Origin of the sequence: Pseudomonas sp. S3(2024), assembly GCF_036861315.1 — a bacterium.
GTDB classification, from domain to species: domain Bacteria; phylum Pseudomonadota; class Gammaproteobacteria; order Pseudomonadales; family Pseudomonadaceae; genus Aquipseudomonas; species Aquipseudomonas putida_A.
On the sequence record NZ_JAZAQQ010000001.1, the window covers coordinates 422,480 to 441,418 of the forward strand.

Here is an 18,939-nt window from a genome sequence, read left to right on the forward strand (position 1 = left end):
AATGAGTTAGCGCTGAAGGCGATCCAGCGCCTCGCCGCTGCGTTTGAACCAGCCAATCAGATAATCCGCCAGCACTTGCGTGCGTTTGGGCAAACCGCCCTGGTAGGGGTGCACCAGATACATCGGCATCCGGCGCGTCTGAAAATCGCGCAGCAGCCAGCGCAACCGGCCATCAGCCAACTCCGTTTGCAGCAGGTACGACGGCAATCGTGCGATACCGGCGCCGGCCAGTGCGGCTTTCTTCAGCAGGTTGTAATGGTTGCTGGCGAACGGCCCCGACACCCGCACCCGCAGCAATTCGTGCTGTTGGTGATACAGCCATTCCTCGCGGCCACTGTAGTGGCTGTTGAGCAGGCAACGGTGTTCGGCCAGCTCCTGCGGGGTCAGCGGTTCGCCGAATTGTTCAAGGTATATCGGGCTGGCGCAGGTCAATTCCTGCCACGCCAGCAGGGGTTTGGCCACCAACCGCTCGTCATTGGCCACCTCGGAGCGAATCGCCAGATCGAAGCCATCCCGGGACAGGTCGCGATAGTGGTTGTTCAGCTCCAGTTCGATCTGCACCTCGGGGTATTTCTGCGAGAACTCCAGCAGCAAGCCGTCGAAAAACGTTTCCCCCAGCGACACCGGCACCGTCATCCGCACCGGGCCGGCCATGTCGTCCTTCAAGCGCGCCAATGCCTGACGCGCGCGTTCCACCTGAACGACCAGCGCCTGCGCCTGGGGCAACAGCGCGGCGCCGGCGGCAGTCAGGCTCAGACGGCGCGTCGTGCGTTGCAGCAACACCACGGAAAACTGTGCTTCCAGCTGACTGATGCGTTTGGACAACTGGCCCTTGCTGCAACCCAGTTGCTGCGCCGCCAGGGTAAAGCTGCCGGCCTCGATCAACACCGCAAACGCCGCCAGATCATCCATTTCACTCATGGACTGTTTCCATTTGAAAACCAAAGGTTGCCTATTAGTGCGCTTATCCGCAGAAAAAACCACTCTAGACTGAAACCTCGTTCAACCCATTGAGGAACAGCCCATGAAGATTCTGTTGATCGGTGCCGCCGGCACCATCGGTTCGGCCGTGGACAAAGAGCTGAGCCAGCGTCACGAAGTCATCCGTATCGGTCGCAACAGCGGCGATTTCCAGGTGGACATCAGCGACAGTGCATCGATTCGCAAGCTGTTCGAGCAGACCGGCAAGTTCGACGCGCTGATCTGCGCCGCCGGTAACGTGACCTTTGCTCCGCTCGGCGAGATGAACGCCGACAGCTTCGCCCTGGGCCTGAAAGACAAGCTGATGGGCCAGGTCAACCTGCTGCTGATCGGCCGCGAATATGCCAACGACGGCGCCTCGTTCACCTTCACCACCGGCGTGCTCAGCCACGACCCGATCCGTAGCGGCGCCTCGGCGGCACTGGTCAACGGCGCTCTGGACAGCTTCGTCAAAGCCGCCGCCATCGAGTTGCCGCGAGGCCTGCGCATCAACTCGATCAGCCCGACCGTGCTGCTGGAAGCGATGGGCAGCTACGCCCCGTACTTCCGTGGCTACAAGCCGGTTCCGGCAGCCGATGTGGCATTGGCCTACGCGAAAAGTGTCGAAGGCCTGCAAACCGGTCAGACCTTTCACGTGGGCTAAACCCTTGTGATCAACGGTCAGCCTGCGTAACGTGGCGGCACTTGTCTGGAGAGCCGAAGATGCGTGTTGCCCGTTCGTTGATCGTTGTTGCCCTGCTGCCGTTGTTCGCCGCCTGCCAATTGCTCGATGGCCCGCGTGAAAGCGCGTCCCACGTCGGGCAGACCCGGATGCAGGGGCAGTTGACGGCAGCCGAGGGCAAACTGGTGTTCCAGCCGTGTGGCGAACAGCGTCAGTACGTGGTCAACGACATCGGCGGCACCAGCGTGCTGCAAGAAGCCGCGACCCTCGCCGACCAACAGGGCAAGCTGTTTGCCGATGTGCGCGGCAAGCTCGTCGGCGACCGCATCGACCTCGGCCAGTTGTACCGGGTCGAGCGCTCTGGCACTGCGTGCGATGACCCGAACTTCAAGCTGTTGATCCTGCGTGCCGCCGGCCACGGGCCCGAGTGGAACGTCAAAGTCAGCGGCAAGGGCATGGTCATCGACCGTGAAGGCCAGCCGGCGCTGGCGGTGCCTTATGTCGAAGAGCAATTGGGCGACGGCCGCTTCAACCTGAGCAGCGAAGCCAACAATCAGCGCATCGAGTTGTGGGTCGCGCCGCAACGCTGCGTCGACAGCAGCACCGGCAGCGTGCAGCACATGAGCGCCGAGCTGCGCATCGACGGCAAGGTCGAGCGTGGTTGCGGGTATTTCGGCGGATCGCGCAACGACTGAGCGTTTTAGCCTCACCGGATCCGGCCTTTGCGGCTTATAATCGCGGCCTTCAAACGCCCTGGCGCAGTTGTGCGCCCCGCGAATCCGGATCCTCGCCATGTTACGAATCACCGAACTCAAGCTGCCAATCGACCATCCCGAAGAAGACCTGCGTGCCGCCATCGTGCAGCGCCTGGGCATCGCCAGCGATGACTTGCTCGATTTCACCTTGTTCAAGCGCAGCTACGACGCGCGCAAAAAGTCCTCCGAACTGTGCTTCATCTACACCATCGACCTCACCGTGCGCGACGAGGCCAAGGTGCTGGGCAAGTTCGCCGACGACCGTAACGTCAACGTGGCGCCGGATGTCAGCTACAAATTCGTCGGCCAGGCGCCGAGCGACCTGAGCCAGCGCCCGATCGTGGTCGGTTTCGGCCCGTGCGGGATCTTCGCCGGCCTGCTGCTGGCGCAGATGGGCTTCAAGCCGATCATCCTTGAACGCGGCACCGAAGTCCGTCAGCGCACCAAGGACACCTGGGGCCTGTGGCGTAAAAGCGTGCTCAACCCCGAGTCCAACGTGCAGTTCGGCGAAGGCGGCGCGGGCACGTTCTCCGACGGCAAGCTGTACAGCCAGATCAAGGATCCGAAGTTCCTCGGTCGCAAAGTCCTGCACGAATTCGTCAAGGCCGGTGCGCCGGAAGAAATCCTCTACGTCAGCAAACCGCACATCGGTACGTTCCGTCTGACCGGCATGGTCGAGACCATGCGTGAAGAGATCCGCGCCCTGGGCGGCGAAGTGCGCTTCCAGGAGCGCGTCACCGACGTGCTGATCGAAGACGGCCAACTGGTCGGCGTCGAACTGGCGAGCGGCGAAACCCTGCATTCGAAACACGTGGTTCTGGCCCTCGGCCACAGCGCCCGCGACACCTTCCGCATGCTTCACAGCCGTGGCGTGTTCATGGAAGCCAAGCCGTTCTCGGTGGGTTTCCGCATCGAGCACCCGCAATCGCTGATCGACCGTGCGCGGCTGGGCAAATATGCCGGCCACCCGAAACTCGGTGCCGCTGACTACAAACTGGTGCACCACGCCAAGAACGGTCGTTCGGTCTACAGCTTCTGCATGTGCCCGGGCGGCACCGTGGTTGCAGCGACCTCCGAGCCGAACCGCGTGGTCACCAACGGCATGAGCCAGTACTCGCGTAACGAGCGCAACGCCAACTCCGGGATCGTCGTCGGCATCACCCCGGAAGTCGATTACCCGGGCGGCCCGCTGGCCGGTATCGAGTTGCAGGAGCGTCTGGAATCCCACGCGTTCATCCTCGGCGGCAGCGACTACAAGGCCCCGGCGCAACTGGTCGGCGACTTCATCAACGGCACCCCGTCCACCGAGCTGGGCGAAGTCGAGCCGTCGTACAAACCGGGCGTGGCCCTGGGCGACCTGGCCCTGGCGCTGCCGGACTTTGCCATCGAAGCGATTCGTGAAGCGTTGCCGGCGTTCGAAAAGCAGATTCGCGGCTACTCGCTGCACGACGCGGTGTTGACCGGGATCGAAACCCGCACCTCGTCGCCGCTGCGCATCACGCGTAACGAGTCGCTGCAGAGCATGAACGTCAAAGGTCTGTTCCCGGCGGGTGAAGGTGCGGGTTATGCCGGCGGGATTCTGTCGGCGGGTGTGGACGGGATTCGGATTGCGGAAGCTGTGGCGCGGGACATTCTTGGTCTGGAAGCCTGATACATCTGTCTTGAAGTAACACCAACCTCCTGTGGGAGCGGGCTTGCTCGCGAATGCGGAGTGTCATTCAACACAATGTTGCCTGACACACCGCCTTCGCGAGCAAGCCCGCTCCCACATTGGTTTCCGCGTTTGGCTTTAGATATTGGCGCGCAGCACTGAAGTCGGCAGCGTCTCACCTTTCTCGGCACTCGCCGCCACCGCCGCAATCAATCCCTCCAGCTCATAGCCCTGCGCCTTGAGCCACGTCTGATCGTAATAGGTGTCGGCATAACGCTCGCCGCCATCGCACAAAATCGCCACGATCGACCCCGACTCCCCCGCCGCTTTCATCTGTTGCGCCGCCATCAGCGCGCCGATCAGATTGGTGCCGCTCGACCCGCCGACATGCCGTCCCAGACGCTGCGCCAGATAATGCATGGCCGCCAGCGACAAGGCGTCCGGCACCTTGACCATTGCATCGATAACCTTGGGCAGGAACGACGCTTCCACCCGAGGCCGGCCAATGCCTTCGATCCGCGAACCGCAGTCCAGACGCAGACTGGCGTCGCCAGTCTGGTAGTAATCGAAGAACACCGAGCGCTCGGCGTCGGCGCACAACACCCGGGTGCAATGCTGGCGGTAACGCACGTAACGACCCAGGGTCGCGGTGGTGCCGCCGGTGCCGGGGCTGGAAATCAGCCAGCTCGGTTCCGGGTGTTTCTCGAAACGCATCTGCTGGAAGATCGATTCGGCGATGTTGTTGTTCGCCCGCCAGTCGGTGGCCCGCTCGGCGTAGGTGAACTGGTCGATGAAGTGGCCGCCATGCTCGCGGGCCAGACGTTCGGATTCGGCGTAAATCTGCGTCGGATCTTTCACCAGATGGCTCTGGCCACCGTAGAAAGCGATCTGCGCGATCTTCTCTTTCGAGGTGGTCGCCGGCATCACCGCAATGAACGGCAAACCGAGCATGCGCGCGAAATACGCTTCGGAAATCGCCGTCGAACCGCTGGACGCCTCGATCACCGGCGCGCCGGGTTTGAGCCAGCCGTTACACAACGCATACAGGAACAACGACCGCGCCAGGCGATGCTTGAGGCTGCCGGTGGGATGGCTCGACTCGTCCTTGAAATACAACTCGATGCCTGCAAACCCCGGCAGCGGCAAGGGGATCAGATGGGTGTCGGCGCTGCGCTGGAAGTCCGCTTCGATGATGCGGATGGCTTCGCGGGCCCACTGGCGGTTGTCGCTCATGGTCATGCTCTCGTTGAATCGGGCAGGAGTAGCCTTGTCACAGGCTCAGTCCCCCAGCATAGGAAAAAACCGGCAAGGCTCACAGATACAGCTGAGGCTCAATTCATCCACCAACTGCCAGGTTCTGGGCAAATGGGTATCAGGCTTTTGCAGTAATTGCGCAGAAACCTATCCCCCCGTTCTTTGAACTGAAGCGGCCTGCTCGCCCCCCTGCCTGACAAATAGCGAACAATCCGCACTTAATCAAAGATCCGTCCTACAGCCAGCATTTGTCCGCTTCGTTAACGTCGCACAGCCCTTTCGAAGGGTTGTCGATGGATGAACGAAAGGACGCTCAGTGGCTCGCAACAAGGACATTCCCCGGGTCCCCAACCCACCGGCGGGCGACGGCCATCACGTCACTTGGCGCTACATGACGGCCACTGAACTGGCCGAGCGCGAAGCCCGACAAAATGCATACGACGCCATGCTGGCGCGGCAGGAGGCTTTCGAGCGCAGTCGAGAGGTTGCGGCGAAAAAGCCTGATCCCGTACGCGCCGGGTGCGTGTTCGCCAAGTCCTGCAAGTTGCCGGACGCGATCATCGATTACTCGAATCCTTCGGGGATGGTGCCGACCGACAGCCTGAAAGATTACGGAGATCTGGTCCTGCTCGGCGGCCGTGAAGCCGATGACAGCGGCGGCGTTCCACTCAAGAAAATCAGCGGCACTGCCATTCCCGCAGGCCTGGGCACCTTCGCCCTTGCGGGTGAAGCGTTCAAGGCATTGCCCGCCATCGCTTCCGCCGCCGTTGTGACCCCTTTGGTCGGGCTGGTGGCGTTGCTCATGCCATCGAACCTGGGCGACAGCGCCCTCTATACCGAAGACCAGTTGCTCGCCCTCAGACAGGCCCGCACCCGCGTGCGCCTACATGTCGAACAACAGGCCGACGGCAGCCTCAAGGGTTATGGTTTTTACACCGGCAAGAATCGCGACTGGGAAATGGTCGATGTCGCGCAGTTCACCGCACGTGATAACCGCTTTGTCGCAGACCTCGGCGAAGGCATCGAACTGATCTGGACGCCCGCCGTGGACGGCTCCGACACCCTCGGCATCCCCGCGCTGGAGGCTGCACCGCAAACACCGCACATCTGGGTGTATCCGCCGACGAAAGCGGCGGACGGGATTCTGGTGAATCCGGTTTATCCGCCGGAGTATCGGGATTTCATTCTGGTGTTTCCGGCGGATTCGGGGGTAAAACCGTTATACGTTGTACTGAGTACAGAACGCAAAGGCTTGGCACCTGCTGGTCATAGCTACCATAAACCGCCGACTACGGAGCAAATCACCGCATTTCCAGACTTGAAAAAAGTTAAAGACAAAAATCCGGTTCAGGGTGGAGGTGGACTTCGTAAGCGCTGGACAGATGCCAAAGGAAAGAAAATTTACGAATGGGATTCAAGGCATGGGGAGTTAGAAATGTATCGAAGCGATGGAGCACACCTGGGAGCCTTCGATCCCCAAACAGGTGAACGACGCGAAGGCCCTTTAAAAGAAAGAAGCATTAAAAAAAGGTATCTGTGAGGAAGAAATGGGACTGGAACTAAGACTTGAGTGGTACGACACGACAACCCTGCAATTTCAGGGCGAGGAGACGTCAAAAGATCTGGGAGATGATGAATCAGTATTAAATGCCTTAGGTATTCCAGTGGATGGCAACATCAACAATGGCAGCTTCAACGTCGTCGAAAATTGGGTTGCTACCATTCAGCCGTACTTTCAACATCGCATCGCTCTGAATACTAACGACTATCAAATTTCGTTTGACTACAGTTGATATCGATAAACAGGTTGTTTGACCTCAATGCGCTACCTTTCGATCACCGGTTTTTTTCCCGATGTAGTTCAGGACGACTCTTTGCAGTTCGAGCTGGAGATCACGAGCAGCGAGATGAATGAAAAAATCGCCCTGCTCATAGAGTCCAAGCCTCTTGGTGAGGTTGAACCCGGCGAGTTGCTGTTGAATCAAGATCAGATACCCGCGCTAGAGAACCTTCTGAATGTCAGATTCCCGAAGGGTCTGGAATATTTCATGGGCACCTGTGCCCAGCATTGAGCGAGCGAATTGAAACAAACAAAAAACCCCGACAGTCACCTGATCGGGGTTTTGTTTTACCGCTCGTTCGCGCTTAGTGCGAAACGCGGCTGGTGCCACCGACGGTGGAGATGCGCACGCGCTCACCAACACGGAACACTTCGTTTTCCTGAACCTGTTGCACGTAGGCGCGCATGCTGCCGTCGTCTTCGCGCACGGTGATTTCCACGCCCTGGGTGCGGGTCAGGCCTTCTTCAGTCGCGGAACCGATCAGACCACCGGCCACAGCACCGATGACCGCCGCGACGATGCTGCCTTTGCCGCCACCGATGGCGCTGCCGCCGACACCGCCGACCACTGCGCCTGCAGCGCCGCCGATCGGGGTCTTGGTGCCTTCGATTTTCACCGGACGCAGGGATTCGATGGTGCCCATGCGAATCGTCTGCACACGACGCGCTTCGTCACGGGAGTAGGAGTCACCGGTCAGGCTCGACTGGCAGCCGGTCAGCAACATCGCCATCGTGGAAAAGGAAGCAACCAGCAGAACAGACTTACGCATAGCATCAACTCCAAAAGAACATGTGTTCATTAAACCCCGCTGCTTGACGCCTGTCACGACGCAGCCCGGATAAACTTGATTTTATTCAGGCCCGGTACAGGCACCTGCAAACTCACCCAACAGTAGCGCCAAATCGCTCAATCCGCCCTGCCGACCCAAGGATTTTCATGGATTACCTGATCATTTTCGTCGCCACCGTCGCCGGTCTGTACTTCCATGGGTGGCTGTACGTGCGGATCAAACGCTGGATGGATCGTGATCTGGCCCTGTCGCTGGCGGGCAAGGATGAAGACAAACGCGCCTTCATGCTGGAACGACTGGCCGATGCCCGCATGCAGAAGATCAAGCGTCGGGACCTGCCGAAGTGGCTTGAGGCCGCTGCGGCAGGCTATCCCGCTCGGTAGACTGCTCAGGGCGCCAGACGTTCAAGAATCCAGTTGGCACCCTGCTGACGGTAGTTCAGGCGATCGTGCAGACGACTTGGACGGCCCTGCCAGAACTCGATGCGCTCGGGCAGCAGGCGATAACCGCCCCAATGTTCCGGGCAGTCGGGCTGAGTATCGCTGAAGCGCTGTTCGGTGGCCTTGAGCAGATCTTCCAGCTCGCCACGCCCGTTGATCACCCGGCTCTGCGGTGAGGCCCAGGCGCCGAGCCGGCTGCCCAGCGGTCGCACCTGATAATACGCGTCGGACTCTTGCGGCGTGACCTTGACCACCCGCCCTTCGATGCGCACCTGGCGCTCCAGGGTTGGCCAGAAAAATGTCATGGCCGCGAAAGGATTCGCTGCCAGATGCTGGCCCTTGGCGCTGTCGTAGTTGGTGAAAAAGGTGAAGCCCTGCGCGTCCAGGCCCTTGAGCAGCAGAATGCGGCAATGCGGTCGACCGTCCGAATCCACCGTGGCCAGGGTCATGGCGTTGGCTTCCACTGGCGCCTGTTCGGTTTTCACCGCGTCGGCAAACCACTGGTGGAACAGCGCAAAGGGTTCGGCCGGGGCTTGCGCCTCGGTCAGACCGTCCCGGGTGTAATCACGACGCATATCTGCCAGAGCCTGGGTCATGGCGCATTCCTTTTCGTTAGCGGATCACTGCTTGGAAGTATCGCTGGCGGCGACTTTCTTGTCTGTGGTCGCCGCTTTGGCCGGAGCGGTTTTCTTGGCCGGCGTTTTTGCCGGTGCCTTGGTCGCTGCTTTCTTCGCAGGTGCCTTGGCGGCGGCTTTCTTCGCTGGAGCCTTTTTGGTTGCAGGTACGGCGGCCTTCGAAGCAGCCGGCGCCGGGGTGACCGGTTTGGCTGCAGGCTTGACGTCCTGTGCGGCAAGCATCGTGGTCGGTGCCGGCGCCGGCATGTTGTACTTGCTCAGCAGCGCAACCATGGTGTTCTGCGGGGTCACCAGCAGTTCGACGCGACGGTTGAGGGCACGGCCTTCGGCACTGTCGTTGGCCGCACGCGGGGCATCGCCGCCCATGCCACGCAACATCAGGCGATCACGCTGCAAGCCGCTCAGACGGAAGATCGCCGCTACGGACTGGGCGCGCTCCTGGCTGAGTTTGACGTTGGCCGGCGCGGCACCGGTGTTGTCGCTGTGACCAAGCACCAGGACTGCGGTTTTCGGGTCAGCTTCGAGGATTTTCGCGACATTGGTGAACGGGCTGAGGGTCACCGGCAGCAGCATCGCTGGACGTTTCGGGTTGAACGAGCCTTCAACCGGCGCGATCACCACCAGCACGTTGTCACGGCGCTCAAGTTGCAGATTGCTGTCCTTGATCGCTGCACGCAGACGTGGCTCGTAGTCATCCAGCCAGGCTTGGGTGACTTTCGGGTCAGGCATCGGCACCACTTTGGCAGTGGATTGATCCTTGCCGCCGAACGGCCACCACCACTTCGTGCCGGTGTCGGCATCGGCCTTGGCCACTACCGCCGGTTTGGCTTCTGGTTTGACTTCGGGTTTCACCTCGGCTTTGGCCGCCGCATCATCGGAACCGCCGAACGGCCAGTACCAGTGGCTGCTGCTTTCAGTCTTGGCCACCGGTGCGGTCGCGGCAGGTTTGAGCGGCGCCGGGGCTGCGGCAGGAGCCGGGGCTGGGGCCGGCTCTTTGGCCGCCACTTTGTCGGAGGAACCGAACGGCCACCAGCTACCGCCGTCCGCATCGTTTTTAGGAGTCTGTGCACAACCGGTGATCGCAACACACAGGGCCAGGGCGAGAGTTTTTTTGGATGACATTGAAAATCCACAAAGTGAAGTAATGAAAAATCAGAGCTCTTTTGCCCGGATAAACTGACGCTTTGAATCGAAAAACCGGATCTGGTTCCAACCCTGGAACCTCATGTAAAGCTTTACAGACAAGTGGCAAGTACCCGCGCCAGTTGCTGCGCGCGCGGATCCATCAAGACGTACGGCCCAAGGGTATTTGTCACAAAACCGAACGCGACATCGTGCTCCGGATCAGCAAAACCCACCGAACCACCCGCCCCCGGATGACCAAACGCCCGCGGGCCGAGGCCGTAGGTGGCGTTCGCCATGTCCGGTTGATCGAGCATGCAGCCCAGACCGAAGCGGGTGCGGGTCAGCAGGGTCTTGTCCTCGCCGTAGCTGTGTTCGCGGGTCAGCTCTTCGAGCATTTCGCTTTCAAGCAGGCTGCCGTCGAGCAAACCGGCGTAGAAACCGGCCAGGCTGCGTGCATTGCCATGCCCATTGGCGGCCGGCTGCTGCATGCGGCGCCATTCCGGTTTGTTGGTGCTGGTGAGCACCGACGGCGGATTGGTGAAGGCGCGAGTGGTCATGGCGGTCGGTTCGCGCATGGTCACTTGCAACAGGCGCTGGGCCGCGGCATCGCCGACGTTGCCCTTGCCCCGTGCAATATGCGCCACGCGGTGGAACTCTTCGTCAGGCAGGCCGACGTGGAAATCCAACCCCAGCGGCTTGGCGACGCGGGCGACAATCGACTCGCCCGGCCCACAACCGTCAGCGCGACGCAGCAACTCCCCGACCAGCCAGCCATAGGTGATGGCGGCATAGCCGTGGCCGGTGCCCGGCGTCCACCACGGCGCTTCGGCCGCAAGGGCGTCGACCATGGTTTGCCATTCGTAGAGGGCCGCGGGCGCCAGCAACTCGCGCAGGGCCGGCAGACCGGCCTGATGGCAGAGCAGTTGGCGCAGGGTGACGGATTCTTTACCGGCGGCAGCGAATTCCGGCCAGTAGCGGGCAACCGGTGCATCCAGTTGCAGTTTGCCTTCGGCCACCAGTTGCAGCGCCGTGACCGCGGTGAAGGTCTTGGTGCAGGAAAACAGGTTGGCGATGGTGTCGCTGTGCCAGGCTTCGGTACCATCCTTGTCGGCCGTACCGGACCAGAGGTCGAGGACGGTTTCTCCGCCGACCTTGATGCACAGGGCTGCGCCGCGTTCCTGGGGATCGTCGAACAATGCCGCGAAAGCCTCGCGCACTGCCTCGAACTGAAGCTCGTAATGTCCCTGAATCTGCACCCGCAACTCCCCCGCGAAAACGCTCTACAAAGTGGCCCGCATTGTTCCAGCCCTTGACGGATTTGGGAACAGCTGCGGGCCAGACGGTTACTTCCAGATGTTTGCTGAGACGGCTGCCGCCTTCGCGAGCAAGCCCGCTCCCACATTTGATCTCTGCGGCACTGGAGATCAGTGTGGGAGCGGGCTTGCTCGCGAAGAACGATGACGCGGTCTAAACCTTAATGACCATTGCCCGAATGCCCACCGGCATGCCCGCCCCCCGGGCCTTTGCCGGCTTCAGCCTTGCGCCCGCCTTCGGCTTCATGACCGGCGGCGGCCGCTTTCTCAGCCTGCTTGCCCAACTGATCGATCGCCTGCAAATTGCTCTTGCGTACCGCCTCGACAAAGCCCTGATACGGAAGATCGGTAATCCCCACCAGGCCGAAGTGCCCGTTCTCGCCATCGAGCAGACGCCCGGTCACCGGTTGATCCAGATACTGGAACCAGTGCACGCCGACAATCGACGGTTCACTCAGCGCCTGTTTGAGGAAATTGGCGTACGCCGGGCCGCGATCTTCTTCCCGCGCCAGTTGCGTCACGCCCCCCCAGAACGGGCCACGATCACTGGAGCCGAAGTTGAATTCGGTGATCAGTACCGGTTTGTCGAGGGCGCGCAGAGCGGCGAAGTCATAGCCGTCCTGCGGTTTCAGCGTGTACATGTTGAAACTCAACACGTCGCAATACTGCGCGCAGGACGCCACCGCTTCCGGAGTGCTGGTGGCGAAACGGCCACCGAGCAGCAACTGATTCGGCGCGTGCCACTTCAGCGAATCGGAGATGGTTTTGAAGTAAGTGTCGGCGAACACTTTCTGGAAGTATTTGAAGTCGTTTTCGATTTCCGGGTGCTCCGGATTCGGCATTGGTGGCACGAAACCCGGGTCTTCCATCAATTCCCACGCCGGCAGATCAATGCCCCACGCTTTCGACAGCCCCGCCTGGTTGCGGTACTTGTCGCGCAGTTGCTTGAGGAATGCGCGCTTGGCCGGCACGTCGGTGGTCATTTTCAATGTGCCGTAGGCCAGGGCGTAGCGCGACTGCGGATCGTCGCCCGGACCGGCCCAGGCCAGCTCGTTGTCGGCGTAGTAACCGATCAGCCACGGATCATCACGATGATCGCGGGCAGCAATGGCCACGGCACGCTCGGTGGCCATGGCGAAACGCGGGTCGAACGGGTCAGGCATGCCGCCCCACCAGTCGCTGCCGGTGCTGATGCTGGTGTAGTCGCCAACGATCGACAGCGGCAAGGTGTACGGCACCCGTTCGGCGTCGGCAAGCGAGTCGGCACTCCAGTTGCCGACGGTGTTGAAACCCCAGGCCTGCAGGCGATCGAGGGTGTGCGTGGCCCACTTCTGCTGATCGACCGTGGCCTTGCACGGCGCAGCGACGGGTTGATCGGCAGCCTTTTCAGCAGTCGTCGCTACGGCGTCTGTTTTCGCCGCTGCGGCGACACCGGCCTTCGCCTCGTTTGACTTTGGCACAGGCTCGGCAGCTTTTACTGCGGTTTCTTCAACCGCACCAGCCTTGGCCGCTTCAGCAATTCCGGCCTTGGTATCGCTGTCCGGTTTGCAGGGCTCGCCGTAAACCCGCTGCAGGTTGGCGCCGTAGAAATCGTACCAGCGCCCGTTGCCATAGCCACGGCCCTGATCGGCACCGTTGCCGCCACGGTTGTCGCCCTCGCCGAAATGGCTGGCGAGCGGCTCGTCGGCCTTGGGCAGGGATTCGAACATCCACTCACGCCCGGCCACGTAAGTCTGGTTGACCTGCGGGCTGACGGTGTTGACCCCCAACGAATAGAACGGATGCCCTTCAGGGGTCACCAGATACCAGCGACCGTCACGCTTTTCGGTGCGGAAAAACCCGCTGGCCTTGAACGCCGGGCCTTTATTCCAGCCACCGAACTTGTCCAGCGAGGACTTTTCGCGCTCGGCCAGCCAGGTTTTCAGCTGTTGCTGTTCCTTGGCGGCGGCGGATTTCAGTTGTTCGTCGTTGCTGATTTTTTCCGGCCATTTGCTGCGGGTCGATTGACCGTAGGCGTCCACCAGATTGCCGTAGACAGCTTGGGTCACGGCATCGCCATCCTGCACGCCGAAACGTTCGAGCAGCAGGCTCTGCGCGGCTTTCGGCTGATCCATCCACAAGCTCACCGACACCACCTGGCTGCGATCGAGTTCACCGCTGCTGCTGGCCAGCAGAATCCGCTGACCGTCGACGGTCATCGGCATTGGCAGCCCGGCCTTCATGCCCTGACTCAGTGGCGAGGTCGCAACCAACGGCACCAGCAGGGTTTGCGCGGGGCCGGCCGGCAGGTCGACGCGGCTGGTCAGGGTCTGGCCGTTGTTGCTCTGGATTTGCACGTAGACCGTCACGGCCCAGTTCATCGCGCTCTGCAGACGCAGGCTCATCATGCCCGACTGCGACCAGTCCCAGGCGCCGGTCTGCGGGGTCAGGCGTAGGGTCGGACGGGCTACCGGGTTGAACGTCACCCGGCGCAGCACTTCACCTTCGGGGGTTTGCTCGGCGTTGGCTTGTGGCAGGTCAGTGTTTTCGGTGACGACTTTCACCACGTCGGCAGGACGGACGAAGTTGAACAGGGTCTGCTGACCCGCAGGCGCCGCCAGTAACGGCGCAGCGAAAATCAAGGCGAATACGGCAGGCAACGAACGGCGAATCATAAGAACGGAGTTCTCCCTAACGACCAACTAAGGTCAATGGAAAAGCATGGCAGAGAGATAGACAGCGCGGCGGGCAAAACTGCCCACCGTTGTCTCAGGATATTTCACGACGGAATGGCGGTAACGCATTGAGGATCGCCTTGCCGTAGCGCTGGGTGACCAGTCGCCGATCGAGCAAGGTGATGGTGCCGCGGTCTTCTTCGGTACGCAGCAGACGCCCGCAGGCCTGGACCAGTTTCAAGGAGGCATCGGGCACCGAGATTTCCATGAACGGATTGCCGCCACGGGCCTCGATCCACTCCGACAGCGCCGCCTCGACCGGGTCGTCCGGCACCGAGAACGGGATCTTGGCGATCACCACGTGCTCGCAATAGGCACCCGGCAAATCCACGCCTTCGGCGAAACTGGCGAGGCCGAACAGCACGCTGGAATCGCCGCCATCGACCCGCGCCTTGTGCTTGTTCAGGGTTTCCTGTTTCGACAGGTTGCCTTGAATGAATACTTGCTTGCGCCAGTCGCGGTCGAGGCCATCGAACACGTCCTGCATCTGTTTGCGCGAGGAGAACAGCACCAGCGTGCCGCGCGAGCCTTCGACCAGATCCGGCAACTCGCGGATGATCGCCGCGGTGTGAGCAGCGGCGTCGCGTGGGTCGGCCTTCAGATCCGGGACCCGCAGCACGCCGGCGTCGGCGTGATGGAACGGGCTCGGCACCACGGCGGTGACGGCTTTTTTCGGCAGACCGGCACGCATGCGGAAACGGTCGAAAGTGCCCAGCGCGGTCAGCGTTGCCGACGTCACCAGGCAGCCGTAGGCCACGTTCCACAGGCTGCGGCGCAGGGTTTCGGCGGCAAGAATCGGGCTGGCGTTAACCTCGATGTCGAACAGCGAACCGCTTTCGGCCAGCGTCAGCCAGCGCGCCATCGGCGGGCTGTCTTCCGGATCTTCGGCGGTAAATGCAGTCCACAATTCCCAGTTGCCCGAAGCCCGGGACAACAGGCTGCCGAACAGTGGATACCACTCCTCGGCCTGATTGCTGGCGATGCCGATGTTGACCTCGCCGTCCATGCCTTCCTTGAGCAGGTCGGTCAGACGGGTGAACAGATCGTTGAGCCGCGAGTAGCCCTTTTTCAGCTCGATGCCCATTTCGCGCATGTGCTCGGGAATCACCCCGCCGACGAAACGATGGCGTGGCCGCTCGCGACCCTCGACGTCTTCGCCGGGTTTGAAGTCGGCAATCTGCTCGCACGCGGTGAACATGAATTGCTGCTGGGTCTTGATCTCGCGCGCCAGCTCGGGCACTTGCTCGATCAGCTTGCCGAGATCGCCCGGCAGCGGATGCTGGGCCAACAGTTTGGTGAGGTTCTTCGCGGTGGTTTCCAGCCAGTCGGCGGTGGAACGCAGACGCGTGTAGTGGGCGAAGTGGCCGATGGCCTTGTCCGGGAGGTGATGGCCTTCGTCGAACACGTAAATGGTGTCACGCGGATCCGGTAGTACCGCGCCGCCGCCCAAAGCGAGGTCAGCCAGCACCATGTCGTGGTTGGTGACGATCACGTCGACCTTGCCCATGCCTTCGCGCGCCTTGTAGAAAGCGCATTGGCCGAAGTTCGGGCAGTGACGGTTGGTGCACTGGCTGTGATCGGTGGTCAGGCGCGCCCAGTCGGCGTCTTCCAGCGCGTTGGGCCAGCTGTCGCGGTCGCCGTCCCATTTATTGCCGGCGAGCTTCTCGATCATGCTGGTGAACAGCTTCTGACTCGCCTCGTCGACCTCGATCTTGAAGCCTTCCTCTTCGAACAACTGGGCGGTGGCGGTTTGCGCGTGGCCTTCCTGCAGCAGCATGTCGAGCTTGGACAGGCACATGTAGCGACCACGGCCCTTGGCCAGCGCGAAGCTGAAGTTCAGCCCGCTGTTGCGCATCAGGTCGGGCAAGTCCTTGTAGACGATCTGCTCTTGCAGAGCCACGGTCGCGGTGGCGATCACCAGGCGCTTGCCGGCCAGCTTCGCCGTCGGGATCGCCGCCAGGCTGTAGGCCACGGTCTTGCCGGTACCGGTGCCGGCTTCCACCGCGACAATCGCGGGGTCGCCACTGCGCCGGCCTTCGTCGTCGGTGTCGATATCCCCGAGGACTTTGGCGATTTCAGCGATCATCAGGCGCTGGCCGTAACGCGGCTTGAGGCTCTTGGCTTCAAGAAAACGCGAATAGGCGCCCTGGATCGTGGTTTTGAGTTCAGTGCTGATCATTGATTGTCGGGCGCTAAAAACGCTGGATAAATTTTCAGTGGTTTCGGATGGCGGCTATCATACCCCGCTAATTAATCCCGCGCAGAACGGAGTGCCCCAATGACACCTTTTAGCCTCGTTTATCCGCTGCATGTCCTGTCCGCCCTGGTCTGGGTCGGCGGCATGTTTTTCGCCTGGATGGTCCTGCGTCCGGCGGCTGTAAAGGCTCTCGACGGCCCTGGCCGCCTGACCTTGTGGGTGGAAGTGTTTCAAGGTTTTTTCCGCTGGGTCTGGGTCGCGGTGATCCTGCTGCCGATCAGCGGCGTCGGCATGTTGCACTTGCAGCAGGTCGGTTTCGAGACCGCGCCGAAGTACGTACAGGTGATGATCGGGCTGTATGTGGTAATGACGGCGCTGTTTATCCGGATTCAGGGCTTGATGCTGCCGGAATTGCGTAAAGCGGTGGAAGCCAAGGACTGGCCGGCGGGTGCGGCGGTATTGGGGCGGATTCGCCGAGTGGTGGGGATCAACCTGATTGTCGGGTTGGTGCTGGTGGCGATTGCGGCGGCGCGGCCGATGTTCTGACCCGCTGACGGCAAGCACTAAAAGCACTATTTGAGGTGAGGGGATTTAACCCCTCACCTCAATTGTGAACAGTGCTGTTATTCAGAGGCGCTGTACGGTCACAGCCCCCGCCGCACCCACCGGCCCAGGCTGACCATCCGCCCCGGCCTTGCCGTTCTTGCCGCCATCGGCGCGATACACCAGGCAGCCCTTGGACTGGCCGCCCTTGCCCGCCTTACCGCCAACACCCGCTGGACCACCGGCGCCGCCCGCAACGTTGACCTTGATCAGCTCGGCCGGGAACTCACGCGGTACTTCGAGACGCACCAGCGCCCCAGGTGCACCCGGCTGGCCGTCACTACCATTGCTGCCGTCAAAACCATGACCGGCCGCGCCCCAGGTGCAGCCCGGATCTTCGCCGTTGCCGCCATCCAGGCCGACGAAACCCGGTGCGCCGGTGCCGCCACGGGCATCGACAAACAGTTTTGGCGCGTTAAGTGCCTTGAACTGCAAATTCAGATTACGCCCGGCACGGGCGGCTTTTTCATAGGTGCCCGGCGCGCCGCGTGCGGTGATCAGGCTGCCTTCGGACAGTTCGGCACGAATGACTTTCATGTCCAGCGCCTGTTCACTCGGGACGATCGCAATGCGCGCTTCATGGCCCAGACGCAATTCACCGACGGTCAGCTCGGTCACATTGGCAGGAATCAGCAAGGTGCCGTAGTCCGCCACTTCCAGGCGTTCCAGCTGCAAGGTGCTGGCGGTGTTGGGCAAACGCATCAGGGAATTGGTTTCGACGCTGACCACCTGGGCGCAGGCCAGAGGACTGATGAGTGCAGCGAGCAGGCAAAGTTTACGCATGGGAAGAAGCCTCCGGAGCGGCCGGGGCCGGGATGGTTTGCAGGTGAAAAACGCCGAACAGCAGGATGCGCAGACGGTCGCGCCACGGGTTGGGACGCCCTTTGAGGCGCGAGAAAAGCAACTCCAGCACATGCAGCGCCAGCAGCGAGGCACCGGCCAGATTGACCAGCGCATGCAGCGGATGCACAAACGGCAGCAGCAGATTGACCACCACCACGCACCAGAACAGCAGGGTCAGCAAACGCCCCAGCCCCCAGAAAACCTTCATACGCTCCCCCGTGTCGGAATTATTCTTTGGGCGCACAGTAACGGCTTACGCGGGGGATAAGCCAGAGGGGCAAAAGAAAAAACATTTGTCAGTCGTCGGATCGCTGCCGGTTCGACGACGATCGTCGACCGGCAGCTCTAGCCTGCGGACTACAGACAAGTCCTAGCGATTGATATGCAACTCCACCCGACGGTTTTTTGCCCGTCCCTCGTCCGTTGCGTTGTCAGCCACCGGCTCGCTCTCGCCGCGCCCTTCACTGGTCAGTTTGTCCGGCGCCAGGCCCTGACTCAGCAGGTACGCCGCCACGCTGCTGGCGCGTCGTTCCGACAACGCCTGGTTATAGGCATCCGAACCTTTGCTGTCGGTATGGCCGATAACCTTGATGCTGACCACGTCGGCATTGCGCAATTTGTCCATCAGCGTATCGAGCTGGGCCTTGGCGGCCGGGGTCAGATCCGACTTGTCGAAATCGAACAACACATTGCCGGCATCGCTGAGGGTGATGACTTCCGATTGCGGCGCAGGTTCGGGAGCTTTTGTAGTGACCGGATATTGCGGCAGCGGACAGCCGCGATGATCGACCGGGGTATTGGCCGGGGTGTCAGGGCAACGGTCGCGGCGGTCGAACACGCCATCGCCGTCTTCATCGCCATCCTGGGCATAACAGATCAGCCCGCCAGTCAGAATCCCCAACGCCGCACCGCCACCGGCCCAGCCGCCACTTTCAATGGCGCCAAGACCGCCACCGACCAGCCCGCCGATCAGGCTGCAGATCGGCCACGTACGTTGATTGAGGGGGGCATCGCCATCGCTATGAGTGGCGCAACCGGTGAGCAGGCTGCCCAGCAGCAGCACCGGCAAGACGGACCTTGAGAAAACAGTCATTGTGAAAGCTCCTGTGTCACCGGCCCATACCGGTTACACAGGA

19 protein-coding genes and 2 pseudogenes are annotated in these 18,939 nt (G+C 61.5%); 8 read left to right on the forward strand and 13 right to left on the reverse strand.

All coding sequences use genetic code 11. From position 1 onward, the window contains the following. Window positions 1-6 precede the first annotated feature (6 nt). The 3 genes and pseudogenes from VLA07_RS02000 to VLA07_RS27090 form a co-directional block, all read right to left on the reverse strand. Complete coding sequence (locus VLA07_RS02000) at window positions 7-654, reverse strand: substrate binding domain-containing protein (protein WP_442969533.1); 648 nt, start codon at window positions 652-654, stop codon at window positions 7-9. A gap of 34 nt (window positions 655-688) precedes the next feature. After that, window positions 689-841: pseudogene (locus VLA07_RS27085) on the reverse strand (hypothetical protein); the annotation flags it as partial. Beyond that, window positions 796-921, reverse strand: a pseudogene (locus VLA07_RS27090) (helix-turn-helix domain-containing protein); the annotation flags it as partial. The pseudogenes VLA07_RS27090 and VLA07_RS27085, both read right to left, overlap by 46 nt. A 103-nt stretch (window positions 922-1,024) precedes the next feature. Here VLA07_RS27090 and VLA07_RS02005 point away from each other — a divergent pair. The 3 genes from VLA07_RS02005 (at window position 1,025) to VLA07_RS02015 (ending at window position 4,048) form a co-directional block, all read left to right on the forward strand. Further along, window positions 1,025-1,624, forward strand: coding sequence for a short chain dehydrogenase (locus VLA07_RS02005; RefSeq protein WP_333988325.1), 600 nt, complete (start codon window positions 1,025-1,027; stop codon window positions 1,622-1,624). A 59-nt stretch (window positions 1,625-1,683) separates the two neighbouring features. Further along, complete coding sequence (locus tag VLA07_RS02010; protein WP_247269446.1) at window positions 1,684-2,337, forward strand: COG3650 family protein; 654 nt, start codon at window positions 1,684-1,686, stop codon at window positions 2,335-2,337. A 97-nt stretch (window positions 2,338-2,434) separates the two neighbouring features. Continuing rightward, window positions 2,435-4,048 carry an NAD(P)/FAD-dependent oxidoreductase gene (locus tag VLA07_RS02015; protein WP_003222357.1) on the forward strand — a complete coding sequence of 538 codons (1,614 nt, stop codon included), beginning with the start codon at window positions 2,435-2,437 and terminating at the stop codon, window positions 4,046-4,048. Between the two features lie 138 nt (window positions 4,049-4,186). On the opposite strand, the gene VLA07_RS02020 is transcribed toward VLA07_RS02015, so the two are convergent. Continuing rightward, entirely contained in the window at window positions 4,187-5,281 is a 1,095-nt protein-coding gene (locus tag VLA07_RS02020; protein ID WP_431061413.1) for a PLP-dependent cysteine synthase family protein, read from the reverse strand. A gap of 337 nt (window positions 5,282-5,618) precedes the next feature. On the opposite strand from VLA07_RS02020, the gene VLA07_RS02025 reads away from it, so the two are divergent. The 3 genes from VLA07_RS02025 to VLA07_RS02035 are packed head-to-tail and all read left to right on the forward strand — an operon-like array spanning window position 5,619 to window position 7,374. Beyond that, on the forward strand, window positions 5,619-6,842 hold the full coding sequence (locus VLA07_RS02025) for an S-type pyocin domain-containing protein (protein ID WP_330206372.1): 1,224 nt from the start codon (window positions 5,619-5,621) through the stop codon (window positions 6,840-6,842). Between the two features lie 7 nt (window positions 6,843-6,849). Continuing rightward, complete coding sequence (locus VLA07_RS02030; protein ID WP_041070595.1) at window positions 6,850-7,095, forward strand: colicin E3-like toxin immunity protein; 246 nt, start codon at window positions 6,850-6,852, stop codon at window positions 7,093-7,095. Window positions 7,096-7,122: 27 nt separating this feature from the next. After that, on the forward strand, window positions 7,123-7,374 hold the full coding sequence (locus VLA07_RS02035; protein WP_041070597.1) for a pyocin S6 family toxin immunity protein: 252 nt from the start codon (window positions 7,123-7,125) through the stop codon (window positions 7,372-7,374). Between the two features lie 73 nt (window positions 7,375-7,447). Here VLA07_RS02035 and VLA07_RS02040 read toward each other — a convergent pair whose 3' ends face one another. Next, window positions 7,448-7,912, reverse strand: a complete 465-nt coding sequence (locus VLA07_RS02040; protein ID WP_007969461.1) for a glycine zipper 2TM domain-containing protein — start codon at window positions 7,910-7,912, stop codon at window positions 7,448-7,450. Between the two features lie 167 nt (window positions 7,913-8,079). On the opposite strand from VLA07_RS02040, the gene VLA07_RS02045 reads away from it, so the two are divergent. Further along, a complete protein-coding gene (locus VLA07_RS02045; protein WP_333988326.1) occupies window positions 8,080-8,316 on the forward strand; it encodes a hypothetical protein in 237 nt (78 codons plus the stop codon). Between the two features lie 5 nt (window positions 8,317-8,321). Here the strand turns inward: VLA07_RS02045 and pdxH are convergent, their stop codons facing one another. The 5 genes from pdxH to dinG all read right to left on the reverse strand — a co-directional run bounded on the left by pdxH (window position 8,322) and on the right by dinG (window position 16,339). Beyond that, complete coding sequence (gene pdxH / locus VLA07_RS02050; RefSeq protein ID WP_333988327.1) at window positions 8,322-8,969, reverse strand: pyridoxamine 5'-phosphate oxidase; 648 nt, start codon at window positions 8,967-8,969, stop codon at window positions 8,322-8,324. A 24-nt stretch (window positions 8,970-8,993) separates the two neighbouring features. Further along, the gene (locus tag VLA07_RS02055) at window positions 8,994-10,130 is read right to left on the reverse strand and encodes an OmpA family protein (protein WP_330206370.1); all 1,137 of its coding nucleotides are present in this window, start codon (window positions 10,128-10,130) and stop codon (window positions 8,994-8,996) included. 113 nt (window positions 10,131-10,243) lie between these two features. Continuing rightward, entirely contained in the window at window positions 10,244-11,389 is a 1,146-nt protein-coding gene (locus tag VLA07_RS02060; protein WP_097086555.1) for a serine hydrolase domain-containing protein, read from the reverse strand. Between the two features lie 218 nt (window positions 11,390-11,607). Continuing rightward, window positions 11,608-14,100 (reverse strand): beta-galactosidase, encoded by a 2,493-nt coding sequence (locus tag VLA07_RS02065; RefSeq protein ID WP_333988328.1) that lies wholly within the window; start codon window positions 14,098-14,100, stop codon window positions 11,608-11,610. Window positions 14,101-14,194: 94 nt separating this feature from the next. Further along, window positions 14,195-16,339, reverse strand: coding sequence for an ATP-dependent DNA helicase DinG (dinG, locus tag VLA07_RS02070; RefSeq protein WP_003222341.1), 2,145 nt, complete (start codon window positions 16,337-16,339; stop codon window positions 14,195-14,197). Window positions 16,340-16,438: 99 nt separating this feature from the next. On the opposite strand from dinG, the gene VLA07_RS02075 reads away from it, so the two are divergent. Next, window positions 16,439-16,903, forward strand: a complete 465-nt coding sequence (locus VLA07_RS02075) for a CopD family protein (RefSeq protein ID WP_096797516.1) — start codon at window positions 16,439-16,441, stop codon at window positions 16,901-16,903. A gap of 81 nt (window positions 16,904-16,984) precedes the next feature. Here the strand turns inward: VLA07_RS02075 and VLA07_RS02080 are convergent, their stop codons facing one another. The 3 genes from VLA07_RS02080 to VLA07_RS02090 form a co-directional block, all read right to left on the reverse strand. Next, complete coding sequence (locus tag VLA07_RS02080) at window positions 16,985-17,743, reverse strand: collagen-like protein (RefSeq protein ID WP_027614361.1); 759 nt, start codon at window positions 17,741-17,743, stop codon at window positions 16,985-16,987. Then, the gene (locus tag VLA07_RS02085; protein WP_027614360.1) at window positions 17,736-18,011 is read right to left on the reverse strand and encodes a DUF1145 domain-containing protein; all 276 of its coding nucleotides are present in this window, start codon (window positions 18,009-18,011) and stop codon (window positions 17,736-17,738) included. The genes VLA07_RS02080 and VLA07_RS02085 overlap by 8 nt, the downstream gene beginning before the upstream one ends. A 162-nt stretch (window positions 18,012-18,173) precedes the next feature. Continuing rightward, window positions 18,174-18,896 carry an OmpA family protein gene (locus VLA07_RS02090; RefSeq protein ID WP_096797515.1) on the reverse strand — a complete coding sequence of 241 codons (723 nt, stop codon included), beginning with the start codon at window positions 18,894-18,896 and terminating at the stop codon, window positions 18,174-18,176. Between the last annotated feature and the right edge of the window lie 43 nt (window positions 18,897-18,939).